Source organism: Mycobacterium paraffinicum, from assembly GCF_001907675.1.
Classification (GTDB): Bacteria; Actinomycetota; Actinomycetes; order Mycobacteriales; family Mycobacteriaceae; genus Mycobacterium; species Mycobacterium paraffinicum_A.
Genome location: NZ_MPNT01000034.1, coordinates 12,599 through 30,640 on the forward strand (window position 1 = coordinate 12,599; position 18,042 = coordinate 30,640).

The 18,042-nt window shown below is 69.0% G+C and carries 16 protein-coding genes and 1 pseudogene; 9 read left to right on the plus strand and 8 right to left on the minus strand.

The genetic code is table 11. From position 1 onward, the window contains the following. Window positions 1-32 precede the first annotated feature (32 nt). Window positions 33-1,190 (plus strand): Zn-dependent alcohol dehydrogenase, encoded by a 1,158-nt coding sequence (locus BRW65_RS25565; protein WP_073879429.1) that lies wholly within the window; start codon window positions 33-35, stop codon window positions 1,188-1,190. Here the strand turns inward: BRW65_RS25565 and BRW65_RS25570 are convergent. The 3 genes from BRW65_RS25570 to BRW65_RS25580 form a co-directional block, all read right to left on the minus strand. Next, window positions 1,074-2,717, minus strand: a complete 1,644-nt coding sequence (locus BRW65_RS25570; RefSeq protein WP_073879431.1) for a flavin-containing monooxygenase — start codon at window positions 2,715-2,717, stop codon at window positions 1,074-1,076. The genes BRW65_RS25565 and BRW65_RS25570 overlap by 117 nt on opposite strands. Then, on the minus strand, window positions 2,714-4,513 hold the full coding sequence (locus BRW65_RS25575) for a flavin-containing monooxygenase (RefSeq protein ID WP_073879433.1): 1,800 nt from the start codon (window positions 4,511-4,513) through the stop codon (window positions 2,714-2,716). Before BRW65_RS25575 ends, BRW65_RS25570 begins: the two co-directional genes overlap by 4 nt. Before the next feature lie 95 nt (window positions 4,514-4,608). Beyond that, window positions 4,609-5,280: a TetR/AcrR family transcriptional regulator gene (locus BRW65_RS25580; protein WP_432206455.1), complete on the minus strand. Its 672-nt coding sequence runs from the start codon at window positions 5,278-5,280 to the stop codon at window positions 4,609-4,611. 92 nt (window positions 5,281-5,372) lie between these two features. On the opposite strand from BRW65_RS25580, the gene BRW65_RS25585 reads away from it, so the two are divergent. Then, entirely contained in the window at window positions 5,373-6,047 is a 675-nt protein-coding gene (locus tag BRW65_RS25585; RefSeq protein ID WP_073879435.1) for a TetR/AcrR family transcriptional regulator, read from the plus strand. Here BRW65_RS25585 and BRW65_RS25590 read toward each other — a convergent pair. Next, window positions 5,971-6,420, minus strand: coding sequence for a DUF417 family protein (locus tag BRW65_RS25590; RefSeq protein WP_073879519.1), 450 nt, complete (start codon window positions 6,418-6,420; stop codon window positions 5,971-5,973). The two genes, BRW65_RS25585 and BRW65_RS25590, sit on opposite strands and share 77 nt — an antisense overlap. A 113-nt stretch (window positions 6,421-6,533) precedes the next feature. Further along, entirely contained in the window at window positions 6,534-7,004 is a 471-nt protein-coding gene (locus tag BRW65_RS25595) for an SRPBCC family protein (protein WP_167374094.1), read from the minus strand. A gap of 142 nt (window positions 7,005-7,146) precedes the next feature. Between BRW65_RS25595 and BRW65_RS32830 the strand changes: the two are divergent. The 6 genes and pseudogenes from BRW65_RS32830 to BRW65_RS25625 all read left to right on the plus strand — a co-directional run. After that, window positions 7,147-7,294: pseudogene (locus BRW65_RS32830) on the plus strand (SDR family mycofactocin-dependent oxidoreductase); the annotation flags it as partial. Window positions 7,295-7,457: 163 nt separating this feature from the next. Continuing rightward, the gene (locus BRW65_RS25605) at window positions 7,458-8,534 is read left to right on the plus strand and encodes a hypothetical protein (protein ID WP_073879439.1); all 1,077 of its coding nucleotides are present in this window, start codon (window positions 7,458-7,460) and stop codon (window positions 8,532-8,534) included. Window positions 8,535-8,658: 124 nt separating this feature from the next. Next, the gene (locus tag BRW65_RS25610; protein WP_073879441.1) at window positions 8,659-8,871 is read left to right on the plus strand and encodes a heavy-metal-associated domain-containing protein; all 213 of its coding nucleotides are present in this window, start codon (window positions 8,659-8,661) and stop codon (window positions 8,869-8,871) included. Next, on the plus strand, window positions 8,868-11,108 hold the full coding sequence (locus BRW65_RS25615; RefSeq protein ID WP_073879443.1) for a heavy metal translocating P-type ATPase: 2,241 nt from the start codon (window positions 8,868-8,870) through the stop codon (window positions 11,106-11,108). The genes BRW65_RS25610 and BRW65_RS25615 overlap by 4 nt, the downstream gene beginning before the upstream one ends. A 131-nt stretch (window positions 11,109-11,239) precedes the next feature. Further along, window positions 11,240-12,631: an alpha/beta hydrolase gene (locus BRW65_RS25620; RefSeq protein WP_073879445.1), complete on the plus strand. Its 1,392-nt coding sequence runs from the start codon at window positions 11,240-11,242 to the stop codon at window positions 12,629-12,631. Window positions 12,632-12,825: 194 nt separating this feature from the next. After that, window positions 12,826-13,635 (plus strand): polysaccharide deacetylase family protein, encoded by an 810-nt coding sequence (locus tag BRW65_RS25625; protein ID WP_073879447.1) that lies wholly within the window; start codon window positions 12,826-12,828, stop codon window positions 13,633-13,635. Between the two features lie 37 nt (window positions 13,636-13,672). On the opposite strand, the gene BRW65_RS25630 is transcribed toward BRW65_RS25625, so the two are convergent. Beyond that, window positions 13,673-13,930 (minus strand): ribosomal protein L7/L12, encoded by a 258-nt coding sequence (locus BRW65_RS25630; protein ID WP_073879449.1) that lies wholly within the window; start codon window positions 13,928-13,930, stop codon window positions 13,673-13,675. 381 nt (window positions 13,931-14,311) lie between these two features. On the opposite strand from BRW65_RS25630, the gene BRW65_RS32720 reads away from it, so the two are divergent. After that, a complete protein-coding gene (locus BRW65_RS32720) occupies window positions 14,312-17,221 on the plus strand; it encodes a helix-turn-helix transcriptional regulator (protein WP_073879451.1) in 2,910 nt (969 codons plus the stop codon). Between the two features lie 5 nt (window positions 17,222-17,226). Here the strand turns inward: BRW65_RS32720 and BRW65_RS25640 are convergent, their stop codons facing one another. Together BRW65_RS25640 and BRW65_RS25645 are read right to left on the minus strand one after the other, a co-directional pair. Then, the gene (locus tag BRW65_RS25640) at window positions 17,227-17,496 is read right to left on the minus strand and encodes a DUF4242 domain-containing protein (protein WP_073879453.1); all 270 of its coding nucleotides are present in this window, start codon (window positions 17,494-17,496) and stop codon (window positions 17,227-17,229) included. Window positions 17,497-17,588: 92 nt separating this feature from the next. Continuing rightward, a complete protein-coding gene (locus BRW65_RS25645) occupies window positions 17,589-18,032 on the minus strand; it encodes a MarR family winged helix-turn-helix transcriptional regulator (protein ID WP_073879455.1) in 444 nt (147 codons plus the stop codon). Window positions 18,033-18,042 lie beyond the last annotated feature (10 nt).

Below are 18,042 nucleotides of genomic sequence, written 5' to 3' on the forward strand. Positions count from 1 at the left end.
GTGAGCTCCCGGCAGGAAGGCGGCACCGGTCGATGCGAAGCCGCGCTGCCATCCTCTACGACTACGGCAGTCCGTGGTCGGTCGAGGAGTTCGAGCTGGACCCGCCGAAGGCCGGCGAGGTCCTGGTGCAACTTGCCGCCACCGGGCTCTGCCACTCCGACGAACACATCCGGCGGGGCAAGCTGGCCCCACCGCCAGAGACGTTGCGGGCTCTCGGATTACCGACCATGTCGCCGACGATCGGCGGGCATGAGGGTTCCGGTGTGGTGGTGGAGGTCGGGGCGGGCGTCGCCGGGTTTGCGCCGGGCGACCACGTGGTGACATCCTTCGTCGCGGTGTGCGGCCGATGCAGGTGGTGCGCCTCGGGGATGGAGTACCTGTGCGACACGGGGTCGGGGACTTTGACGCCAGGTATGCCGACGGACGGCACCTTTCGCCATCACACGATCGACGGGCGAGACCTCGGCCACGTCTCCAAGATCGGCGCGTTCGCCGAACACACTGTGGTGGCGGCGGATTCGCTCATCAAGATCGCCCCGGACTTTCCGCTGGTGCCCGCCGCGCTGTTGGCGTGCGCGGTTCCCACCGGCTATGGCTCGGCCGCCCGGCGTGCGGGGGTACGGGGCGGCGACACGGTGGTGGTGATCGGGACCGGCGGAATCGGCACCGCGGCCGTTCAGGGCGCCCGCATCAGCGGAGCGGCCCGGATCGTCGCCGTCGATCCGAGCGACTACAAGCGCACCTCCGCAACGAAATTCGGCGCCACCCACACCGCAGCGACGGCGACGGACGCGCTCGAACTGGTGCGCGACCTGACCCGCGGCGTGATGGCGGACGCGGTCGTGGTGTCCCCCGCCGTGATCGGTGAGGCCGACGTCGGGGCGGCGCTGGCGCTCACCCGCAAGGGCGGCACTTGCGTGCTGACCGGCCTGCCCGCGCCGGCGACGGACTCGATCGCCGTCGCGCTGCAAGACTTCATCCTGATGAACAAGACGTTGTGCGGCACGGTGTTCGGGGCCTGCAACCCCAGAAGCGACATCGCCCTGCTGGCCACGCTCTACGAGTCGGGTCGGTTACTCCTCGACGAGATGATCACCAAACGCTACCGGCTCGACGACATCAACGACGCCTACGCCGATTTGACCGCCGGCCGGCTGATCCGGGGAGTCATCGATTTCGGCATGCGCTAACGGCGCCGGCTGGTTGCCGGTGCGGTGCGACCAGTCGCGCCGTCTCAGCCGCCAGGTCCGCCGGGCGTACTCCAGCTCGGTGTACGGCCATTGGGTGACGATCCGGCCGGTGGGCGAACGGAAATAGCTGTCGCACCGCGTCCAGATGGTGCGCTCCAGATCCGCGGAAAGCGCATCGTTGTAGCGTTTTTCGGCTTCGGGACGGACGTCGACGTAGCCGCCCTTGCGCGCCACCCTGCTGACCGCGCTGGTGACCAGTCGCGCGCCGGCCTCGAGGATGTAGACGATCGAGTTGCCGCCCTGGTTGGTGTTGGGGCCATAAAGCATGAAAAAGTTCGGGAAGCCGCTGACCGCGACGCCCAGGTACGCGGTCGGGTCGTCGCCCCAACGCTCGTGCAGGCGGCGTCCGCCGGGCCCGATGACGTCGATGCCCGACAGATAGCGGGACGTCTCGAACCCCGTGGCCAGCACGATCGCGTCGACGTCGACCCTCCGCCCCGCCTTGGTCAGCACGGCGGACGCGTCGATCCGCTCGATGGGGTCGGTGACCAACTCGACATTGTCACGTTGCAACGCCCGGTAGAACTCATCACCCAGCAGCACGCGCTTGCAGCGAAACGGATAGTCCGGCGTCAACGCCCGGCGCAGCCGCTCGTCGTCGACGGTGCGCTCCAGGAATGACGTCGCGATCCGCGTGCGCGACGTGACGACGGGGTCGTCGGCGAAGGTCGCGGTGTTGTCGTGCTGAAACTTCCAGATCTGCCAGCGGGTGCGGCGTACGGCCAACGGGTTGCGGCGGAATCGCGCCAATTCGGCGGCGCTGTAAGGACGGTCATCCTTGGGCACCATCCACGGCGGTGTGCGTTGGAAGACGCTGACGCGGTCGGCGACCTTGGCCAGTTCGGGGACCGCCTGCACCCCGCTCGCGCCGGTGCCAATGACCGCCACGTGCTTGCCCGCAAGATCGGCGTGGTGATCCCATCGTGCGGTGTGCATCAGCGCGCCGGAGAAGTCGCTCAAGCCTGCGATGTCGGGAAGCTTTGGGGCACCGAACAATCCGACCGCGCACACGACCACATCCGCCGTCAGGCCGGCGGTGTGCCCCGCCCGGTCGAGCTGGCATTCCCAACTCCCGTCGTTCCAGCGAACCGAGCGCACCCGGGTGCCCAGCATGAGGTGCCGGCGCAGATCGAAATCGTCGGCCACCGATTCGAGGTAGGCCAGTATCTCGGGTTGCCGCGCATAGGTACGGCTCCACGTTTTGTTGGGCGCGAAGGAGAACGAGTAGAGGTGGCTTTGGATGTCGCACGCGGCGCCGGGATAAGTGTTGCGCCGCCAGGTGCCTCCGACGCCGTCGTCGGCTTCGATGATCACCAGATCGTCGAGGCCGGCCCGGCGCAGCGCGACCGCGGCGCCGAGGCCGCCGAATCCCGCGCCGATGATCGCCACCCGGGGCGGGCGCCGGCGCAGAGTCGCCGCCCGCAGCCGGCCGACGCCGTAGTGCCAGCACGCCCGCGCACTCGTCACGTCCCGGCCGTCCCGCCGCGAATCAGGTAGCCCTCGAGGCCACCGCTCGTCCGCCACGCCCGCAACATGTCGGCATACTCGGTGGGTGCGCCGAAGAAGAAGCTGCCTTGACGAGTCTTGGTGTCCGCCTTGCCCTCACGGTTGTAGTAGCCGGGGGTGCACGTCTGGGCGCGCTCGGCGCTGGCGGCCGACCGTGTGACAACCGTGTCCACCCAGGCGGACTCGGCGTCGGGCGTGGCCTCGATTTCGTCGACGCCGTGCTCGAGCGCCCAGGCGATGATCCACGCGGCGTGCGTGGCCTGCACGTCGAGCAGGTAGGGGAAGTTCACCGTCAGCCCCGCCTGGGCGATGCTCTCGATGAAGCAGTTGGGAAACCCCGTCGTGCACAGGCCCTGGAACGTGCGCACACCGTCGGCCCAGTGGTCGGTCAGCGAGACCCCGTCACGGCCGATCAACTCGAACCCGGTGCAGCGGCAGTAGTCGGTGCCCACCTCGAAACCCGTTGCGAAGATCAGACAGTCGAGCTCGTATCGCACGCCGTCGACCACCACTCCCGACTCGGTGATGCGCTGGACCCCGCGGCCGCGGGTGTCGACCAGCGTGACGTTGTCGCGGTTGAACGTCTGCAGGTAGTCGTCGTGGAAACAGGGGCGTTTGCAGAAATAGCCGTACCACGGTTTGAGCGCCTCGGCGGTGGCCGGATCGGTGACGAGCTCGTCGACTCGCGCCCGGATCTCCTCCATCTTGGCGAAGTCCGCGATCTCGATGTCGCGGCCACGTTGCGCCGGATCCACGACGCCATCCCCGTCATGGCGCATCACGGGAAGCTTGCGCGTGATGCTTGTCCAGGCGTCGGCGACCAGGTCTTCGTCGGCTTGGCCGCCGGCGGTCAGGATCTGAAAGTTTTCGATGCGCCGACGCTGCCAGCCGGGCCGTAACGTGTTGGCCCACTGCGCATCCGTGGCGCGGTTCGCGCGGACGTCGACCGACGACGGCGTCCGCTGGAAGACGTAGAGCCGCTGCGCCGCCGCGGCGAGGTGGGGGACGCACTGGATCGCCGTGGCGCCGGTGCCGATGATGCCGACCCGCTTGCCGGCCAAATTCTCCAGGCTCTCGCCGGTGTAGGCGTAGTCCCACCGGCTGGTATGGAAGGCGTGCCCGCGAAACGCGCCGAGGCCCTCGATCCCCGGCAGCTTGGGCTTGGCCTGGTAGCCGTTGGCCATGGACACGAACCTGGCCCGCATCTCGTCGCCACGGTTCGTGCGGATGACCCACCGCGACTCCTGTGCGTCCCAGCGGATCTCCTGCACGTCGGTCCGCAGGCATGCGTCGCGATACAGGTCGTAGTGCCGCGCGATTCGCTGGCAATGGGCGAAGATCTCCGGACCCTTGGCGTACTTCTCGGTCGGGACATAGCCGAGCTCCTCCAACAGCGGCATGTATACATACGACTCGACGTCGCAGGCGATCCCCGGGTAGCGGTTCCAGTACCACGTCCCGCCCACGTCGGCCGCCCGATCGATGAGCCGCACGCTGTCGACGCCGAGCTGGCGCAGCCGCACCCCCGTCAGGAGCCCGCCGAAGCCGGCGCCGATGACCGCGACATCGACCTCGTCGGTCAGCGGCTCGCGCGTGAATTCACCGTCCACCCAGGGGTCGTCGGCGAAGCGGGCGAACGCCCCCGCCGCCTCCACGTACTGCGCGATGCCGTCGGGCCGCAATCGGCGCGCGCGCTCTTCGGCGTACTTGCGTCGCAGCGCGTCGACGTCGAATGTCGCGCCAACGGTTTCAGTCAAGGCCCGATCCTCTCGTGGCCCGACTATATAATCAATCGCTTGATCATATCAAGGTGTTGCGGCGCCCGCCCGCGGCTACCCTCGCCCGCCGGCGGCTACCCCCGCTTGCCCGCGGCGAACAAGGTTCCCCTGATCATTTTCTTGGCCGCGTCCAGCGCGGCGTGGTAATCGCGCGGCGGCGACGTCGCCGCCAGCTCGACCAACCCGTAGATCAGCGCGTAGACGGCCTCGACGACGCTGTCCCGATCGGAAGCCTGCGACAGCTCGCCCCGCCGGTAGCCGTCGTCGACGATGCCCTCGATGATGTCGCGGAAGGCCTGAAACCCCGTGCCCCCGTGGACATGTGGATCGGGGCCCACCGCGCCTTCGGCGCGGATCACCCACTCGAAGGCGGCGAGGTCGGGGTACTCGCGCATGAGCCGACCCGATTCGTCGAGTACCGCCTCGATGCGGTCGACCGCGCTCCCGGACCGGGTGGCGGCCGCGCGCAGCCGTGGTAATGCGACATCGGTACGCGCGGCGATCGCGGCCTTGATCAGCTCGGCCTTGTTCGGGAAGTAGTTGTACAGGCTGGCACTGGTGACGTCCGCGGTGCGGGCGATCTCGCGAATCGTGGCTCGCGAGTAGCCTACCGTCGCCACGCAGCGCATCGTGGCCACGATGATCCGCTGGCGGGTCTCCTCACCGCTGGCGCCGACGGGGCGTCCCCGCGTCACCGCAATCTCCCCACTCGCGCGTCCCGTCCGCCGGCTCTCGGTGCCTGACATGGTCGAATATAATCGAGTGATCGATTAGTTCGAGGCTTCCTGCGGAGGTGCGCGGTGCGTGAGGGACCGGGCTGCGGCGGGCGCCTTCCCGCATGAGCGTCCCGCCCGCACAATTGGGGCGCCCGGTGGGCGCCGACGGTGAGCAGACCCGCGCGCGGATCATCGCGGCGGCAATGCGATGTGTGGCCGACATGGGCTACTCCCGCACCACGATTCGCGAGATCGCCCGCGCCGCCGACATGACGAGCGGCAGCCTGTACCACTACTTCCCCAACAAGTCCCAATTGCTGGGCGCGGCGGTCGAGGATATCGAGCGGATCGCCGTCCCGCGGTTGCGGGACGCGGCCGCCCAGGCCGACGACGTGGTCGATCGGCTCACGGCGGTGCTCGATGAGGCGAGCCGGATGATGCGCGAGCAACCGCACCTGGCCGCGTTCGATCGCGCGGTGCGCACAGAGAGCACGGAGCATCCCGTTCGCGGCCGGCCGAAGTATCTCGGGCTAACGGCATTGCGCCGCATCATCATTGAGATCCTTCGCGACGCCCGGACTGATGGTGCACTGCCGCCGGGCACCGACCCCGGGGCCGCCGCCGACGCGGTCCATGCGCTGGCACGCGGTCTCACCGAGCGCGCGGCCACCCTGGACGCCGACGCCTACGCCGCCACGCTGGCCTCGGCGAAGGCAGTGATCAGCGGGGCGCTGTTCGTGCGCCCAGCGAATCACCCCAAGTCCACAGCGCGACGCCGATCAGCACCAGGTCTTTGAGCAGGAACTGGCCCGGTAGCGCCGACAGCACCGGGATGCCATCCGCGTGAGTCGCGACCACCCCCGGCGTGGTGAACAGGAAGCTCACCGTGCCGAGGAACAGCACCACCGCCAGCGCACTGCCGACCGCCGACGCGCGCGGCCACACCGGTCTCAGGGCGATCAGAACTGCGGCGGCGATTTCCATGGTGCCCAGCAGGTGTCCGACGGTGGCGACGCTCAGCATGTCGTAGATCCAGCTCATCAGCGGGCTGTTCTCAATCAGTACACGGGATTCCATTTTCACGTACTTCCCGAACCCGATCCAGGCCAGGACGACGACCAACCCGTACCGGCTGATCAGCTGGCCCGACAGCGTCAACGACGGCGCCACGCGGGAACCGGCGGCGACGGGGGCCGGGGTGCGGGTGGTCACCGACGATTCGATTTCGTCCACAGAGCAGCCACGAGCGGGCCTCCGATTTTGTTCACCCGCCCGGACAACCGTTATCCGGCGTAGCGATCCCGCAACTGAGCCAGCGTCGCCTCGATGCCTTCGGCATTCCCCTTCACCGCACCGATCAGCTTGTAGTAGTTCAGCGCATTCTTGACCGCCCCGGCCTGGCTGTAGTCGAACGTCTCGGTAACCCGCGTCCGGGTCGGCGAGAGCGCCTCGAACTCCCACCGCCAGCGGTGCCCCAGCGGATGACGCCATTCGATCAGTTCGTTGGGTTTGAGCGCGGTCACCGTGCTGGTGATCCGATACGGCAGGCCGTACATCTTCATGCTGGTCGAAAACTTCGATCCCACAGCCAGTTCCGCGGGAACTTTGACGTTGGCACGCACGGTGCCCGACCCGTCCAATTCGCTGTGTCGCCGCGGGTCGGCGGCCATCGCATACAGCTCGGCGGCCGGCGCCGCCACTTCGACCGACCGGCTTACCTGCCGCGGACCTGCGTCGACAACGTTGGTCATGATCTTTCCTTTCGGCTGTCCGGCAGCGTCAGCTCGACGCTACGCTCGCCGAGTCGAATTCAGAACAGGGAAATGCCCCGCCCCGGGGCCGCGGCGAGCGTAACCGGGCGCACACGCCGAGCTGCGCCGAAAAGCCTATGAGTCAATCTATTTCGGGAAAGGTGCGCCGATCACCGGCGCAGCGCGGGGCAAGGGGGGCGCACGCCGTGCGCCTGGCCGCCGAAGGTGCCGACATCATCGCGGTCGATATCACCGGGCCGTTGCCGCCGAGCGTTCCCTACGATTCGCCGACGCGGTCGCCCGGCTCGCCTCCGACCAGTCTCGATTGGTCACGGCAACCCAGGTTTCGGTCGACATCGGCGTGGGCTGCGTCTGAAGCTATCGAGACAGGCAAACCGCTTCACCAGGTGCCGACGCTATTGCCGCTATCGCCCACGATCGCTATGGTCGCAGGTCATGGGCGTGCTGCGCTTTTTCTGGCAACGTGTACTTGCGTTCGACCGGCTGGGCTCGCGCATTCCTCAGCTAATCCAGATCTGGCTGACCGAGTTCTTCTTCGTGATGCCGTTGACGTTCTTCGTCGGCAGGGTGATCGACATCCACGGCGCGCTGGGCGTGCCCGGCACCGGCGAACGGCTCGACGGAACCTTCTGGGGAGCGCTCGTGGTGTCGCTGGTCTTCGGATTCTTCTTCGTCCGCTCGCTCGTGCGGCCGCGGGTGGTGCAGGGGTCGTGGACCCCGACGGTGCACGCGGACGTCGGGCCGGTGACCGTCTACGGCGGTAACTCCGCGTGGCGCGTGACCTACCCCTATCTGACCAGTCACCCGTCGTACGCGCTGCTGTTGTTGATCACCGCCCCGATCCCCGCCGTCATGTGGGCGGCCACCGCCAATCAGGGCGACAGCACGTTCTACTGGCGGGTGTGCGGCATGGTCGGCCTGACGATCCTCGCGGTCATGGCGCTGGCGCGCGTATTGGCTTGGTACGTCTTTCGATTCGGCCGTCGCCAGCTCGACACGCAACTGCGCGGCCTGGCGATCTCGCCACGCCGACTCGGCTGGGAAATCGCCTGGAAGCCCGTGCTGGCCTTGGTGCTCTTGATGTACGCCATCGTCTGCGTCCCGTTGGGTGTGCTCTGGGTCAAGGAGCAACGGACGATCGCGGCCCTGCCGGTCGTCACCATCGACGACGCGCAGCATCCGGGCGAATATCGCCGCGTGAAAGGCGCCGTAGCTGCGGCGCCCGTCTACTGGGCGCCGCAGGGCCGGGGCCGCGGCGGCAACAACTACGCGGGGGCCGGCGTGCTGGTGGCGCTGACCACCGGCGGTGAGGCGCTGCTGCTCGCCGATTCGATGGCGGTCGCGGACTTCAAGGGCATGATGTCGCGTGTTCACAACGGCGACCTGACGGCCACCGGCAAGGTGATCGATGCCGTCACCGCCGACCAGCGCAAGTACTACGGCTTCGACGAGGAGGCGTTTCCCGCACCCCCGCCCACGGGCCGGGTGCTGCTGTTGTTGTCCCAGCCCTGACCCCCGACCGCGCAATCCGGCAGAATCGTGCTGCCGCCCGTGTACGAACCCAGCGATGATGGAGATGACGCCCGAAGGTGTCGTCATTGGGTGTCCACCCGAGGCACATGTCGGAAGGAGTGCCATGGTCACCAGCGAATATCGGGTCGACGGGATGAGCTGCGGCCACTGCGAGTCGGCCGTGAAGGACGAGGTCGGCCGCCTCCCCGGCGTGGAGCGCGTGGACGTCAGCGCCGACACGGGCAGGCTGGTGATCACGAGTTCCGTTCCCATCGACACCGACGCCGTCCTCGGCGCGGTCGATGAGGCGGGCTACGAGGCCGTCCTGGTCGCATGAGCGCGTCGGCGGTGAGCCACATCGAGCTCGAGATCGCGGGGATGACGTGCGCGTCGTGCGCCGCGCGGATCGAGAAGAAACTGAACAGGCTCGACGGCGTCGCCGCCACCGTCAACTACGCCACCGAAAAGGCCGCCCTGACCGTTCCCGCGGGGTATGACCCGCGTTTGCTGATCGCCGCCGTCGAACAGGCCGGCTACACCGCCGCCCTGCCGCAGCCTCGGGAAGGGCCGGGCCCCCAGAGGGGCGCCGACGCCGAACTCACCGCGCTTCGCACCCGCCTCATCACGGCCGTGCTGCTCGCCACGCCGGTGATCGCCATGGCGATGATCCCCGCGCTGCAATTTCGCTATTGGCAATGGGCGTCGCTGGTCCTCGCGGCGCCCGTCGTCGTGTGGGGTGGCCGTCCCTTCCATGCCGCCGCCTGGGCCAACCTCAGACACGGCGCCGCCACGATGGACACTCTCGTCTCGGTCGGCACGCTGGCGGCGTTCCTGTGGTCGCTGTACGCGCTGTTCCTCGGCACCGCCGGAACACCGGGGATGCACGACCGCTTCGAACTGACCATCCGGCCCTCCGACGGCGCGGGCAACATCTACCTCGAAGTCGCCGCGGGCGTGACCCTGTTCGTGCTGGCCGGACGGTACTTCGAGAAACGGTCCAAGCGGACGGCGGGCGCCGCCCTGCGTGCCTTGCTGGAGCTCGGCGCCAAGGACGTCGCCGTGCTGCGAGGTGGCGCCGAGGTCCGGGTCCCGGTGGACGGCCTCACGGTCGGGGACCAGTTCGTGGTGCGGCCCGGGGAGAAGGTCGCCACCGACGGCGTCGTGGTCTCGGGTTCCTCGGCCGTCGACGTGTCAATGCTCACCGGAGAGTCCGCCCCCGTCGAGGTCGGCGAGGGCGACGGCGTCACGGGCGCCACCGTCAACGTCGGCGGACGTCTCGTCGTGCGCGCCACCCGGGTCGGCGACGACACGCAGCTGGCCCACATGGCCAAATTGGTGGAGAAGGCGCAGGCGGGCAAGGCCGAGGTGCAGCGGCTCGCCGACCGCATCTCCGCTGTGTTCGTCCCCGTGGTCGTCGGCGTTGCTCTGGCGACACTGGGCGCATGGCTCGCGTTGGGGTTCCCGGCCACCGCGGCCCTGACCGCAGCCGTCGCGGTGCTGATCATCGCCTGCCCCTGCGCGCTCGGGCTGGCGACCCCGACCGCCCTGCTGGTCGGAACCGGCCGCGCGGCCCAGCTCGGCGTGCTGATCAAAGGACCCGAAGTCCTGGAGTCCACCCGCCGCGTCGACACGATCGTGCTCGACAAGACGGGCACCGTCACGACCGGGAAGATGGCGCTCGTCGGCGTGATCGCGGGCGAGGGGACCGACCGGGCGACGCTGCTGCGCTACGCCGGGGCGGTCGAGGATGCCTCCGAGCATCCCATCGCCCGGGCCATCGCCAAGGCCGCAACGGCCGAGCTCGGCCGGCTGCCCGCGGCCGAAGGATTCAGCAACTCCGCGGGCAACGGCGTGCGGGGCATCGTCGACGGCCACACCGTCGTCGTGGGGCGCGCCAGCCTGGTGGCCGATTGCGGCCAGCCGCTGGACGATGCGCTTTCGGCGGAGAAGAACCGAGCCGAGGGCGAGGGCAAGACCGCGGTCGCCGTCGGCTGGGACGGCCGGGCCCGCGGGGTTCTGGTCGTCGCCGACACCGTCAAACCGACGAGCGCCGAAGCCGTCCGGCGCTTCACAGCGCTCGGCCTGACACCGATCCTGCTGACCGGCGACAACCGGGGCGTGGCCGAGCGCATCGCCGACGAGGTCGGCATCGCGCAGGTCATCGCGGAAACGCTGCCCGCCGACAAGGTCGCCGCCATCGCGCGGTTGCAGTCGGAAGGCAAGGTCGTCGCGATGGTCGGCGACGGCGTCAACGACGCCGCGGCCCTGGCGACCGCCGATCTCGGGGTGGCCATGGGCACCGGCACCGACGTCGCGATCGAAGCCGCCGACCTCACCGTCACCCGCGGCGACCTACGCGCCGCCGTCGATGCGATCCGGCTCTCCCGGCGGACCCTGACCACCATCAAGGCCAACCTGTTCTGGGCCTTCGGCTACAACATCGCCGCGATCCCGCTCGCCGCGCTCGGCTTGCTCAACCCGATGCTCGCGGGCGCCGCGATGGCGTTTTCCAGCGTTTTCGTGGTTGCCAACAGCCTGCGGCTGCGCTCCTTCACCAGCGTCACAGCCTCCTAACGGCCACGCCCACACGCGGCGCTGGCAGGCGGGCCGGCGGGGCCGGTGTGGGATAGTTGTTCCCGACCCACCGCGTTCGAAAAAGACCACGGGTCCGCCCCCGCGCAGCGACTCAGCAAAGGCAACGACCGTTGGACCAATTCTTCGGACGACTGTCCTTGCTGCACGGCTGGTTTCCGCCGACCGTGCAGGCGCTGACGCTGTTGCTGTTGATCATCGCGATCCAGTGGCGTGCCCGACGGTGGCTCAAGCGAGTGCTGCCCGTGGCCCTGATCGCGGCCGCCGCAACGACCGCGGTCGCGTATTGGTACATCACGTCGCTCGGCGTGGCCGGGGACCCGGCGCCGACGACGCTATGGCTATGGATCGCGGCGACCGGCCTGGCAGCCGCGGTTTTCCTGGTGGGCTGGCCGGGCGCGCGGTGGTGGCGCCGGGGGGTGGCGGTGCTGTCCATCCCCCTGTGCGTGCTGTGCGCGAGTTTGGCCCTGAACAGCTGGGTGGGTTACTTCCCGACGGCGCTGGCCGCGTGGAACCAACTGACGTCGGTGCCGTTGCCCGACCAGATCGACCGCCTGCGCGTGACCGAAATGCAGGTCGCCGGGACGAGGCCGAGCAAGGGCGTGGTGGTGCCGGTGGACATCGACGACAACGCCTCCCACTTCCGCCACCGCCGGGAATTGGTGTACCTGCCACCCGCGTGGTTCAACAGCAATCCGCCACCCCGCCTCCCGGCGGTGATGATGATCAGCTCGGCCTTCAACACCCCGGCCGACTGGCTGGGCCCCGGTGGCGCATTCACCGCGATCGACAACTTCGCCGCCGCCCATCGCGGCTTCTCCCCCGTGCTCGTGTTCGTCGACCCCACCGGCTCGTTCGACAACGACACCGAGTGCGTCAACGGCAGCCGCGGCAACGCCGCCGACCATCTGACCAAGGACGTCGTACCTTTCATGGTGTCGAACTTTGCCGTGAGCGCCGATCGAGCCAACTGGGGCGTCGCCGGATGGTCGATGGGCGGCACCTGCGCGGTCACCCTGGCCGTGATGCATCCGGAACTGTTCAGCGCGTTCGTCGACATCGCCGGTGATCGCAGCCCCAACGTGGGCCCGAAGGATCAAACGATCGCCAAACTGTTCGACGGCAATCGCACCGCCTGGGCCGGCTTCGATCCGCTCACCGTGATCGCCCGGCATGGTCCGTACAGCGGATTGTCGGGGTGGTTCGACGTCCCGGGGTCGTCCGAACCGCGCAACGTCGCCGAGGAAGCCAATCCCACGTCCGGCGCCCCCGGCACCGACCCCGCCGCCAACCCGGAAGGCCAGGACACCGCCGCCAACGCGCTCTGTGCGGCCGCCTCCGCCAACGGCATCTCCTGCGCCGTCGTCAGTCAACCCGGCAAGCATGACTGGCCGTTCGCCGCCCAGGCGTTTACCGCGGCGCTGCCCTGGCTGGCCTCGACCCTGGGGACACCCGCAACCGAGCCGGTACAGCTGCCCCAGCGCGGGGGCGGCGAACCACACTGATCACAAAATTCACAGCTGACCCACCCGTAACACCTCCGAAATGTTCGCCCTGGTAGTGGTACGGTTCGCTGCTGATGGCTGACGATTCTCTCCGCGACGGACGGCCCCTCCGCGGGTCGGCCCGGCCCGTCCCGCGGCGAAGCCACCGGCGGGAACAGCCCGCCGCCTTCGCTGCAGGCCTTCGTCTGCCCGCGATGAATCGCCGCCAGTTCCTGGGTTCGCTCGCCGCCTCGGTCGTCGCCGGCGTGGGCGGCGCGCGGTTGGTGGTCGACCCGCAGCCGCGCACCTTTGCGGACGTCCCCGCGGATTCCGTGGCGACTTCGGGGCCCGCCGCCCCGGGGGCCCTGTTGCCACCGCCGCCGCCCGGCGCGCGGATCCCGCTGCCCGGCGGCGGCGCGCTGGTGAAGATTCCCGGCGACGGCGACCTGCTCGCGCTGACCGTCGACGATGGCGTAAACAGCGAGGTGGTCCGCGCCTACACGCAGTTCGCCAAAGACACCGGTGTCCGGCTGACCTACTTCGTCAACGGCACCTACGACTCCTGGACCGAGAACGCCGACATGCTCCGGCCCTTGGTCGACAGCGGGCAGATCCAACTCGGCAACCACACCTGGTCGCACCCGGACCTGACGACGCTGACCAAAGAGCAGGTCGCTCAGCAGCTCACCCGCAACGACGAGTTCCTCAAGAAGACGTACGGGATTGGCGCGAAGCCGTACTGGCGCCCGCCGTACGCGAAACGCAACGCCGTCGTCGACGCCATCGCCGCCGACCTGGGTTACACGGTGCCGACGCTGTGGTCAGGGTCGTTGTCGGATTCGACGTTGATCACCGAGGAATATATCGTCCAGATGGCAGACCAGTACTTCACGCCGCAGGCGATCGTCATCGGGCACCTCAATCACCTTCCGGTGACGCACGTCTACCCTCAGCTGGTCGAGGTCATCCGGGATCGCAACCTGCGCACCGTCACGCTCAACGACGTCTTCCTCAAGACGCCCTAGGCCTCCGCGCCGCGAGACCGCCACAGGCTACGCCGCACTACAGCGGGTCGACGGCCTCTTTCGCCTCGCGCAAACCCGCGCCGGTCAGCTCCCGGTACAGCTTGATCGCGCCGATCTTGTTCCCTGCACGGGCCATGGCGACGACCTCGGCGGGCACGCCGTTCTCGAACACACCCGAGGGGGCCGCGCCCGCGTCGCTGCCGAACGTCGGGCATGGGACTCCGAGTTTTTCGGACAACAGGCGCACCTGCTGTTCCAGCAGGGCGAGCCGGCGGTAGACGTGCGAATCTTCCATCACGCAATGATTATGGCTTACGCCGCGTCGCGAAATGCCTTGATGGATTGGTTGTTACGTGGGCGCCCACGCCAGCTTTGTGACCCCCCGGCAATGGTCGACGTAGAGATTGTAGCGCGGTCAGCCATCGCGGTAGCTGCGACAAATCCAGCCAGATCGGCGCGAACCTCGCTGCGGCGCAGCGCGTTCCAGGCATGGGTGCGCTGCTGCCGATCGAGCACGACCAGGGGCAGCACCCGCCGATAGGGGGGATGTTGATGCCGCACCGCTACGAGCCCGGTGAGCCGCGGGTCGGGACTGCAACCGAGCATTGCCGGGGCATTCCGCGATAGTCACATCTGACTATCGACCCATCCATACCGCCGCGGTTACCTTGTTTGCATGGCGCAGTGGGTACCGCCCCCGCTCCCGGCCGAACTCATCGCTCGTCGCCGCGGCCCGCTCGTGGGCCGTGACGCGGAACTCGCGGTGTTCGAGCAGGCCTGGCAGCGGGTGGATGCGGGCAACCGCCAGGCGGTCTTCATCGGCGGCGAGCCCGGCGCCGGTAAGACACGGCTGGCCGCGGAGGTGGCCGGGACGCTGTTCGACCACGGTGTCGCGGTGTTGGTGGGCAGTTCGACCGCCGACGAGGATCTGCCCTACGCGCCCTTCGCCGAAGCGCTCGACCGGCTACTGATCGCCGGTCCCCCGGGTTCGATGACCGAACCGCTGGGCGAAGTGGGTGCCCAGCTGCGGCGGCTGTCGCCGCACGTGGGCCGGCATTTGGCCGACGACGGTCCGGCGCCGGACGTTGGTGCGGCGCGGCAGGCTCTCTTCGACGCGTTGACGCGATTCCTGCGGCGTCTGGCGGTCGACCGCCCCGTCGCGCTGATCCTCGACGACCTGCACTGGGCGCAGCTGCCCACCCTCGCACTGCTCGAGCACGTGTTGATCGGCTGCGCCGATGTGCCGGTGCTGGCGGTGGTCACCTTCCGCACGACCGAGCCCGACCGGTCCGACGACCTGGCCACCCGGCTGGCCGAACTGCACCGGTTCGACGGGGTGCGCCGACTGGACCTGGCGGGCCTGGACACCGAGGCCATCGCCGAGTTCGTGGCGCGGACCCAGCAACTGGCGCCGGCGTCGGCGCGCACCGCGGCGGCGCTGCTGCGCGAGCGCACCGGCGGCAATCCCTTCTTCCTCACCGAACTGGTCAACGACCTCGAAATCCGGGGCGGGCTCGCCACTTTGAGCACGCAGCAGACGGTCCCCGCATCCATCGGCGACGCCATCGCGCGCCGCCTTGCCGGGCTGGGCACCGCCGTGCGGGCGGTCATCGAGCAAGCGGCGGTTTTGGGCCAGACGTTCGATTTGCCGGCGCTCATCTCGACGCGCGAGACGGAGGTCGGCGCGACGCTGGCGGCGATCGATTCGGCCGAGGCGGTGGGGCTGGTCCGCGCGGTCCACGACTCCGACGGCGAATTCGCCTTCGTGCACGCCCTGACCCGTGAATCGGTGCTCGGCGGGATGGCCGCCTCGCGGCTGCGGATCATGCACGCGCGCGCCGCCGAGGCATTGGAGGGACGCGCCGACCCGTCGCTCGTTCCGCGGCTGGCCAACCACTTCCTGATGGCGCACGTGCTCGGCTACCACGAGCAGGCGTTGCGGTACGCGCGTCAGGCGGCCCGGATGGCCGAGCAGAGCCTGGCCTACGAGGACGCGGCGAAGTGGTTCGAGCGGGCGGCGTCGCTTCCCGAGCTCAGCCTCGCTGACCGGGCCAGGCTGCAACTGGACGCGGCCGCCAACCACGTGCGCGGGGGGTCGTTCGCGCGGGCTCGGGGCATCTACGAGCGCATCGGCGGGATGGACGACCCGCTGATGCGGCTGGAGGCGGCCGTCGGCTACGAGGAGGCCAATTGGCGCTCCGCGCAATCTAATTCGAAGGCTGCGGACTTGCTCGCGTCGGCTCTGGAATCCAGCGGGCTGCGGGCCGAGGACCCTCGCTACGTGCAGGCGCTCGGCAGCTTCGGCCGGGCCCTGGCCTTCGCCGGCGAAGCGGCCCGGGCTCGCGCGGTCGGCGCCGACGCGATCGAGCGTGCACGGGCGATCGACGACGCGTCGGTGCTTCTACACACGTTGAAAACCAGCCTGTGGCAAGGCCTTACCCCGGAGATGAGCGAAATCCAGGCGGAGCGCGCGGCCGAGGTGTCGACGATGGCCCTGTCGCGTCGCGACTACGAGTCGCTGGGCGCGGCGTCACACTTCCACGGCATGGTCAGCTACCTGTCCGGCCGCCCCGACGGCCTGGCCGCCGCGACCGCCGACATGCGGCGAGCCGCGCAGACCTGCGGACAACCCGCCTTCGGCTTCGTCGGCGCGTGCATCGAGCAGGCGCTGGCCTATCTGCGCGGTGACTTCGCCGGCGCCGAACGCTGGGCCGACATCGCCTTGCGCACAGGGGATTTGTTCGGCGCCGACGACACCGAGGGGTCCAACGGCGTCCAGATGTTCATGATCCGTCGCGAGACGGGCGAGTTGAAGCGGTTCGGCGAGTTCATCGACGGCAGCGAAACATTTACCGGCCGCTGGGTGCCCGGGCTGCTCGCCCTCTACACCGAGCTCAAATGCGAACGCGGCATGACCCGGGCGCTCAGCCAATTGCTCAACCGCAACCTAGGCGACCGCCTCGAGGATGCGCAGTGGCCGATGGAGCTGGTGTTCATGGTCGAGGCGGCGCTGGAACTGTCCCACCGCGAAGCGGTCCACGCGCTGCGGCCCTACGTCGCGCGTTATGCCGGAAAGAATTTGGTGGCCGGGCAATTCGTCGCACTGTTCGGCAGTGCGGACCGATATCTGGCCCGCATCGCGGCGCTCTGCGGGGATAACCGCGCGGCCGAGCGGCACTTCGCCACGGCGATCCAGATGGACCGCCGGATGGGCTCGGTGGTCCATATCAGCGAGACGCTGGCCCGGCAAGCGTTGTTCGCCGCGTCGTGCGGTCGCGCCGAGGACGCCCGGTGCCTGACGGAGGAGGCGAGGGCAATCGCCGGTGCGATCGGCCAGACCCGGGTCGTCGACTTGGCGGATTCGCTGCTTGCCATCGGTGCCCTGGGTCCGGACGGCCTGACCGTGCGGGAGGTCGAGGTGCTCCGGTTGCTCGCCGAGGGGCTGAGCAATCGCGCGATCGGCGAGCGCCTCTTCATCAGCACCAACACCGCCGCCAACCACGTGCGCAACATCCTGATCAAAACGGGCGCCGCGAACCGCACCCAGGCGGCGATGTACGCCGCCGACCACGAGCTTCTCGGGTAGCGCCGTCAGATCTCGGACAGGGCGCCGTCCGGCATCAACCGGTCCTTCACTTCGACGACGGCGTCGGCGGGCAGGCCGGCACGCGCGGCCGCGGACCTGATCGCCTCCGGCGAAGGCGCCTCATACAGGCAGTAGGTCTTTCGTTTATCCGCAGACAGGAACGAGTACATCCAGCGAACACCCTCCAGGTCGTTGATCCGGTTGATGCCGTCGGCGATCTCGAGGTTGGGTTCGAGTTCCTCGGCAAAGTTGCGCTCGACCATGAAGATGGGCACTCAGGACTCCTGTTCACTGTCTCGGTTCGAGCCTAGGCCGTCAACGGCCGTCACGACATGGCAATTTCCCGCGAGCGTCGATCCGCGATGGCCTAGCTCTGGTCGGAGAGCAACATCTGCAGCGTCTCGCGCAGGTCGGCCAGTCGCTGCCGGCCCAGCACCCGTTCCCACCGCCCCTCCAAATCGACGGCGTTCGAACGCATTACGCGTAGCGCTTGCCGGCCGCGCGGTGTCAGCTCGATGATCCGCGCCCGCGCGTCGGCGGGGTTAGGGGCTCGGGTGACGTAGCCGTGGCGCTCCAGCCCGGCGACCGCCTGGGCCACCGCCTGCCGGCTCACCTGGAGTCGATCGGCCAGATCCGATGCGTGCAGCCCGCCGGCCGCCAGTGGGACGAGCGCCACCGCCTGCGCGGGACGGATGCCGTCGAGGCCTGCGGCGGCAAACGCCGCCCGCAATCGCGGCGCCCCGGACGCGGCCACCAGGTTGACCAGCGCGGGCACCGTGGGCTGCCAGTCGGGGCCGTGAGGGTGGCGCATGGGGAAAGTG

Bases quoted from the DNA above. Each gene is read 5' to 3' on its own strand.
- BRW65_RS32720 (WP_073879451.1), top strand. From the start codon at position 14,312: ATGGCGCAGTGGGTACCGCCCCCGCTCCCGGCCGAACTCATCGCTCGT.
- BRW65_RS25585 (WP_073879435.1), top strand. From the start codon at position 5,373: ATGAGCGTCCCGCCCGCACAATTGGGGCGCCCGGTGGGCGCCGACGGT.
- BRW65_RS25615 (WP_073879443.1), top strand. From the start codon at position 8,868: ATGAGCGCGTCGGCGGTGAGCCACATCGAGCTCGAGATCGCGGGGATG.
- BRW65_RS25645 (WP_073879455.1), bottom strand. From the start codon at position 18,032: ATGCGCCACCCTCACGGCCCCGACTGGCAGCCCACGGTGCCCGCGCTG.
- BRW65_RS25605 (WP_073879439.1), top strand. From the start codon at position 7,458: ATGGGCGTGCTGCGCTTTTTCTGGCAACGTGTACTTGCGTTCGACCGG.
- BRW65_RS25610 (WP_073879441.1), top strand. From the start codon at position 8,659: ATGGTCACCAGCGAATATCGGGTCGACGGGATGAGCTGCGGCCACTGC.
- BRW65_RS25625 (WP_073879447.1), top strand. From the start codon at position 12,826: ATGAATCGCCGCCAGTTCCTGGGTTCGCTCGCCGCCTCGGTCGTCGCC.
- BRW65_RS25630 (WP_073879449.1), bottom strand. From the start codon at position 13,930: ATGGAAGATTCGCACGTCTACCGCCGGCTCGCCCTGCTGGAACAGCAG.
- BRW65_RS25565 (WP_073879429.1), top strand. From the start codon at position 33: ATGCGAAGCCGCGCTGCCATCCTCTACGACTACGGCAGTCCGTGGTCG.
- BRW65_RS25580 (WP_432206455.1), bottom strand. From the start codon at position 5,280: ATGTCAGGCACCGAGAGCCGGCGGACGGGACGCGCGAGTGGGGAGATT.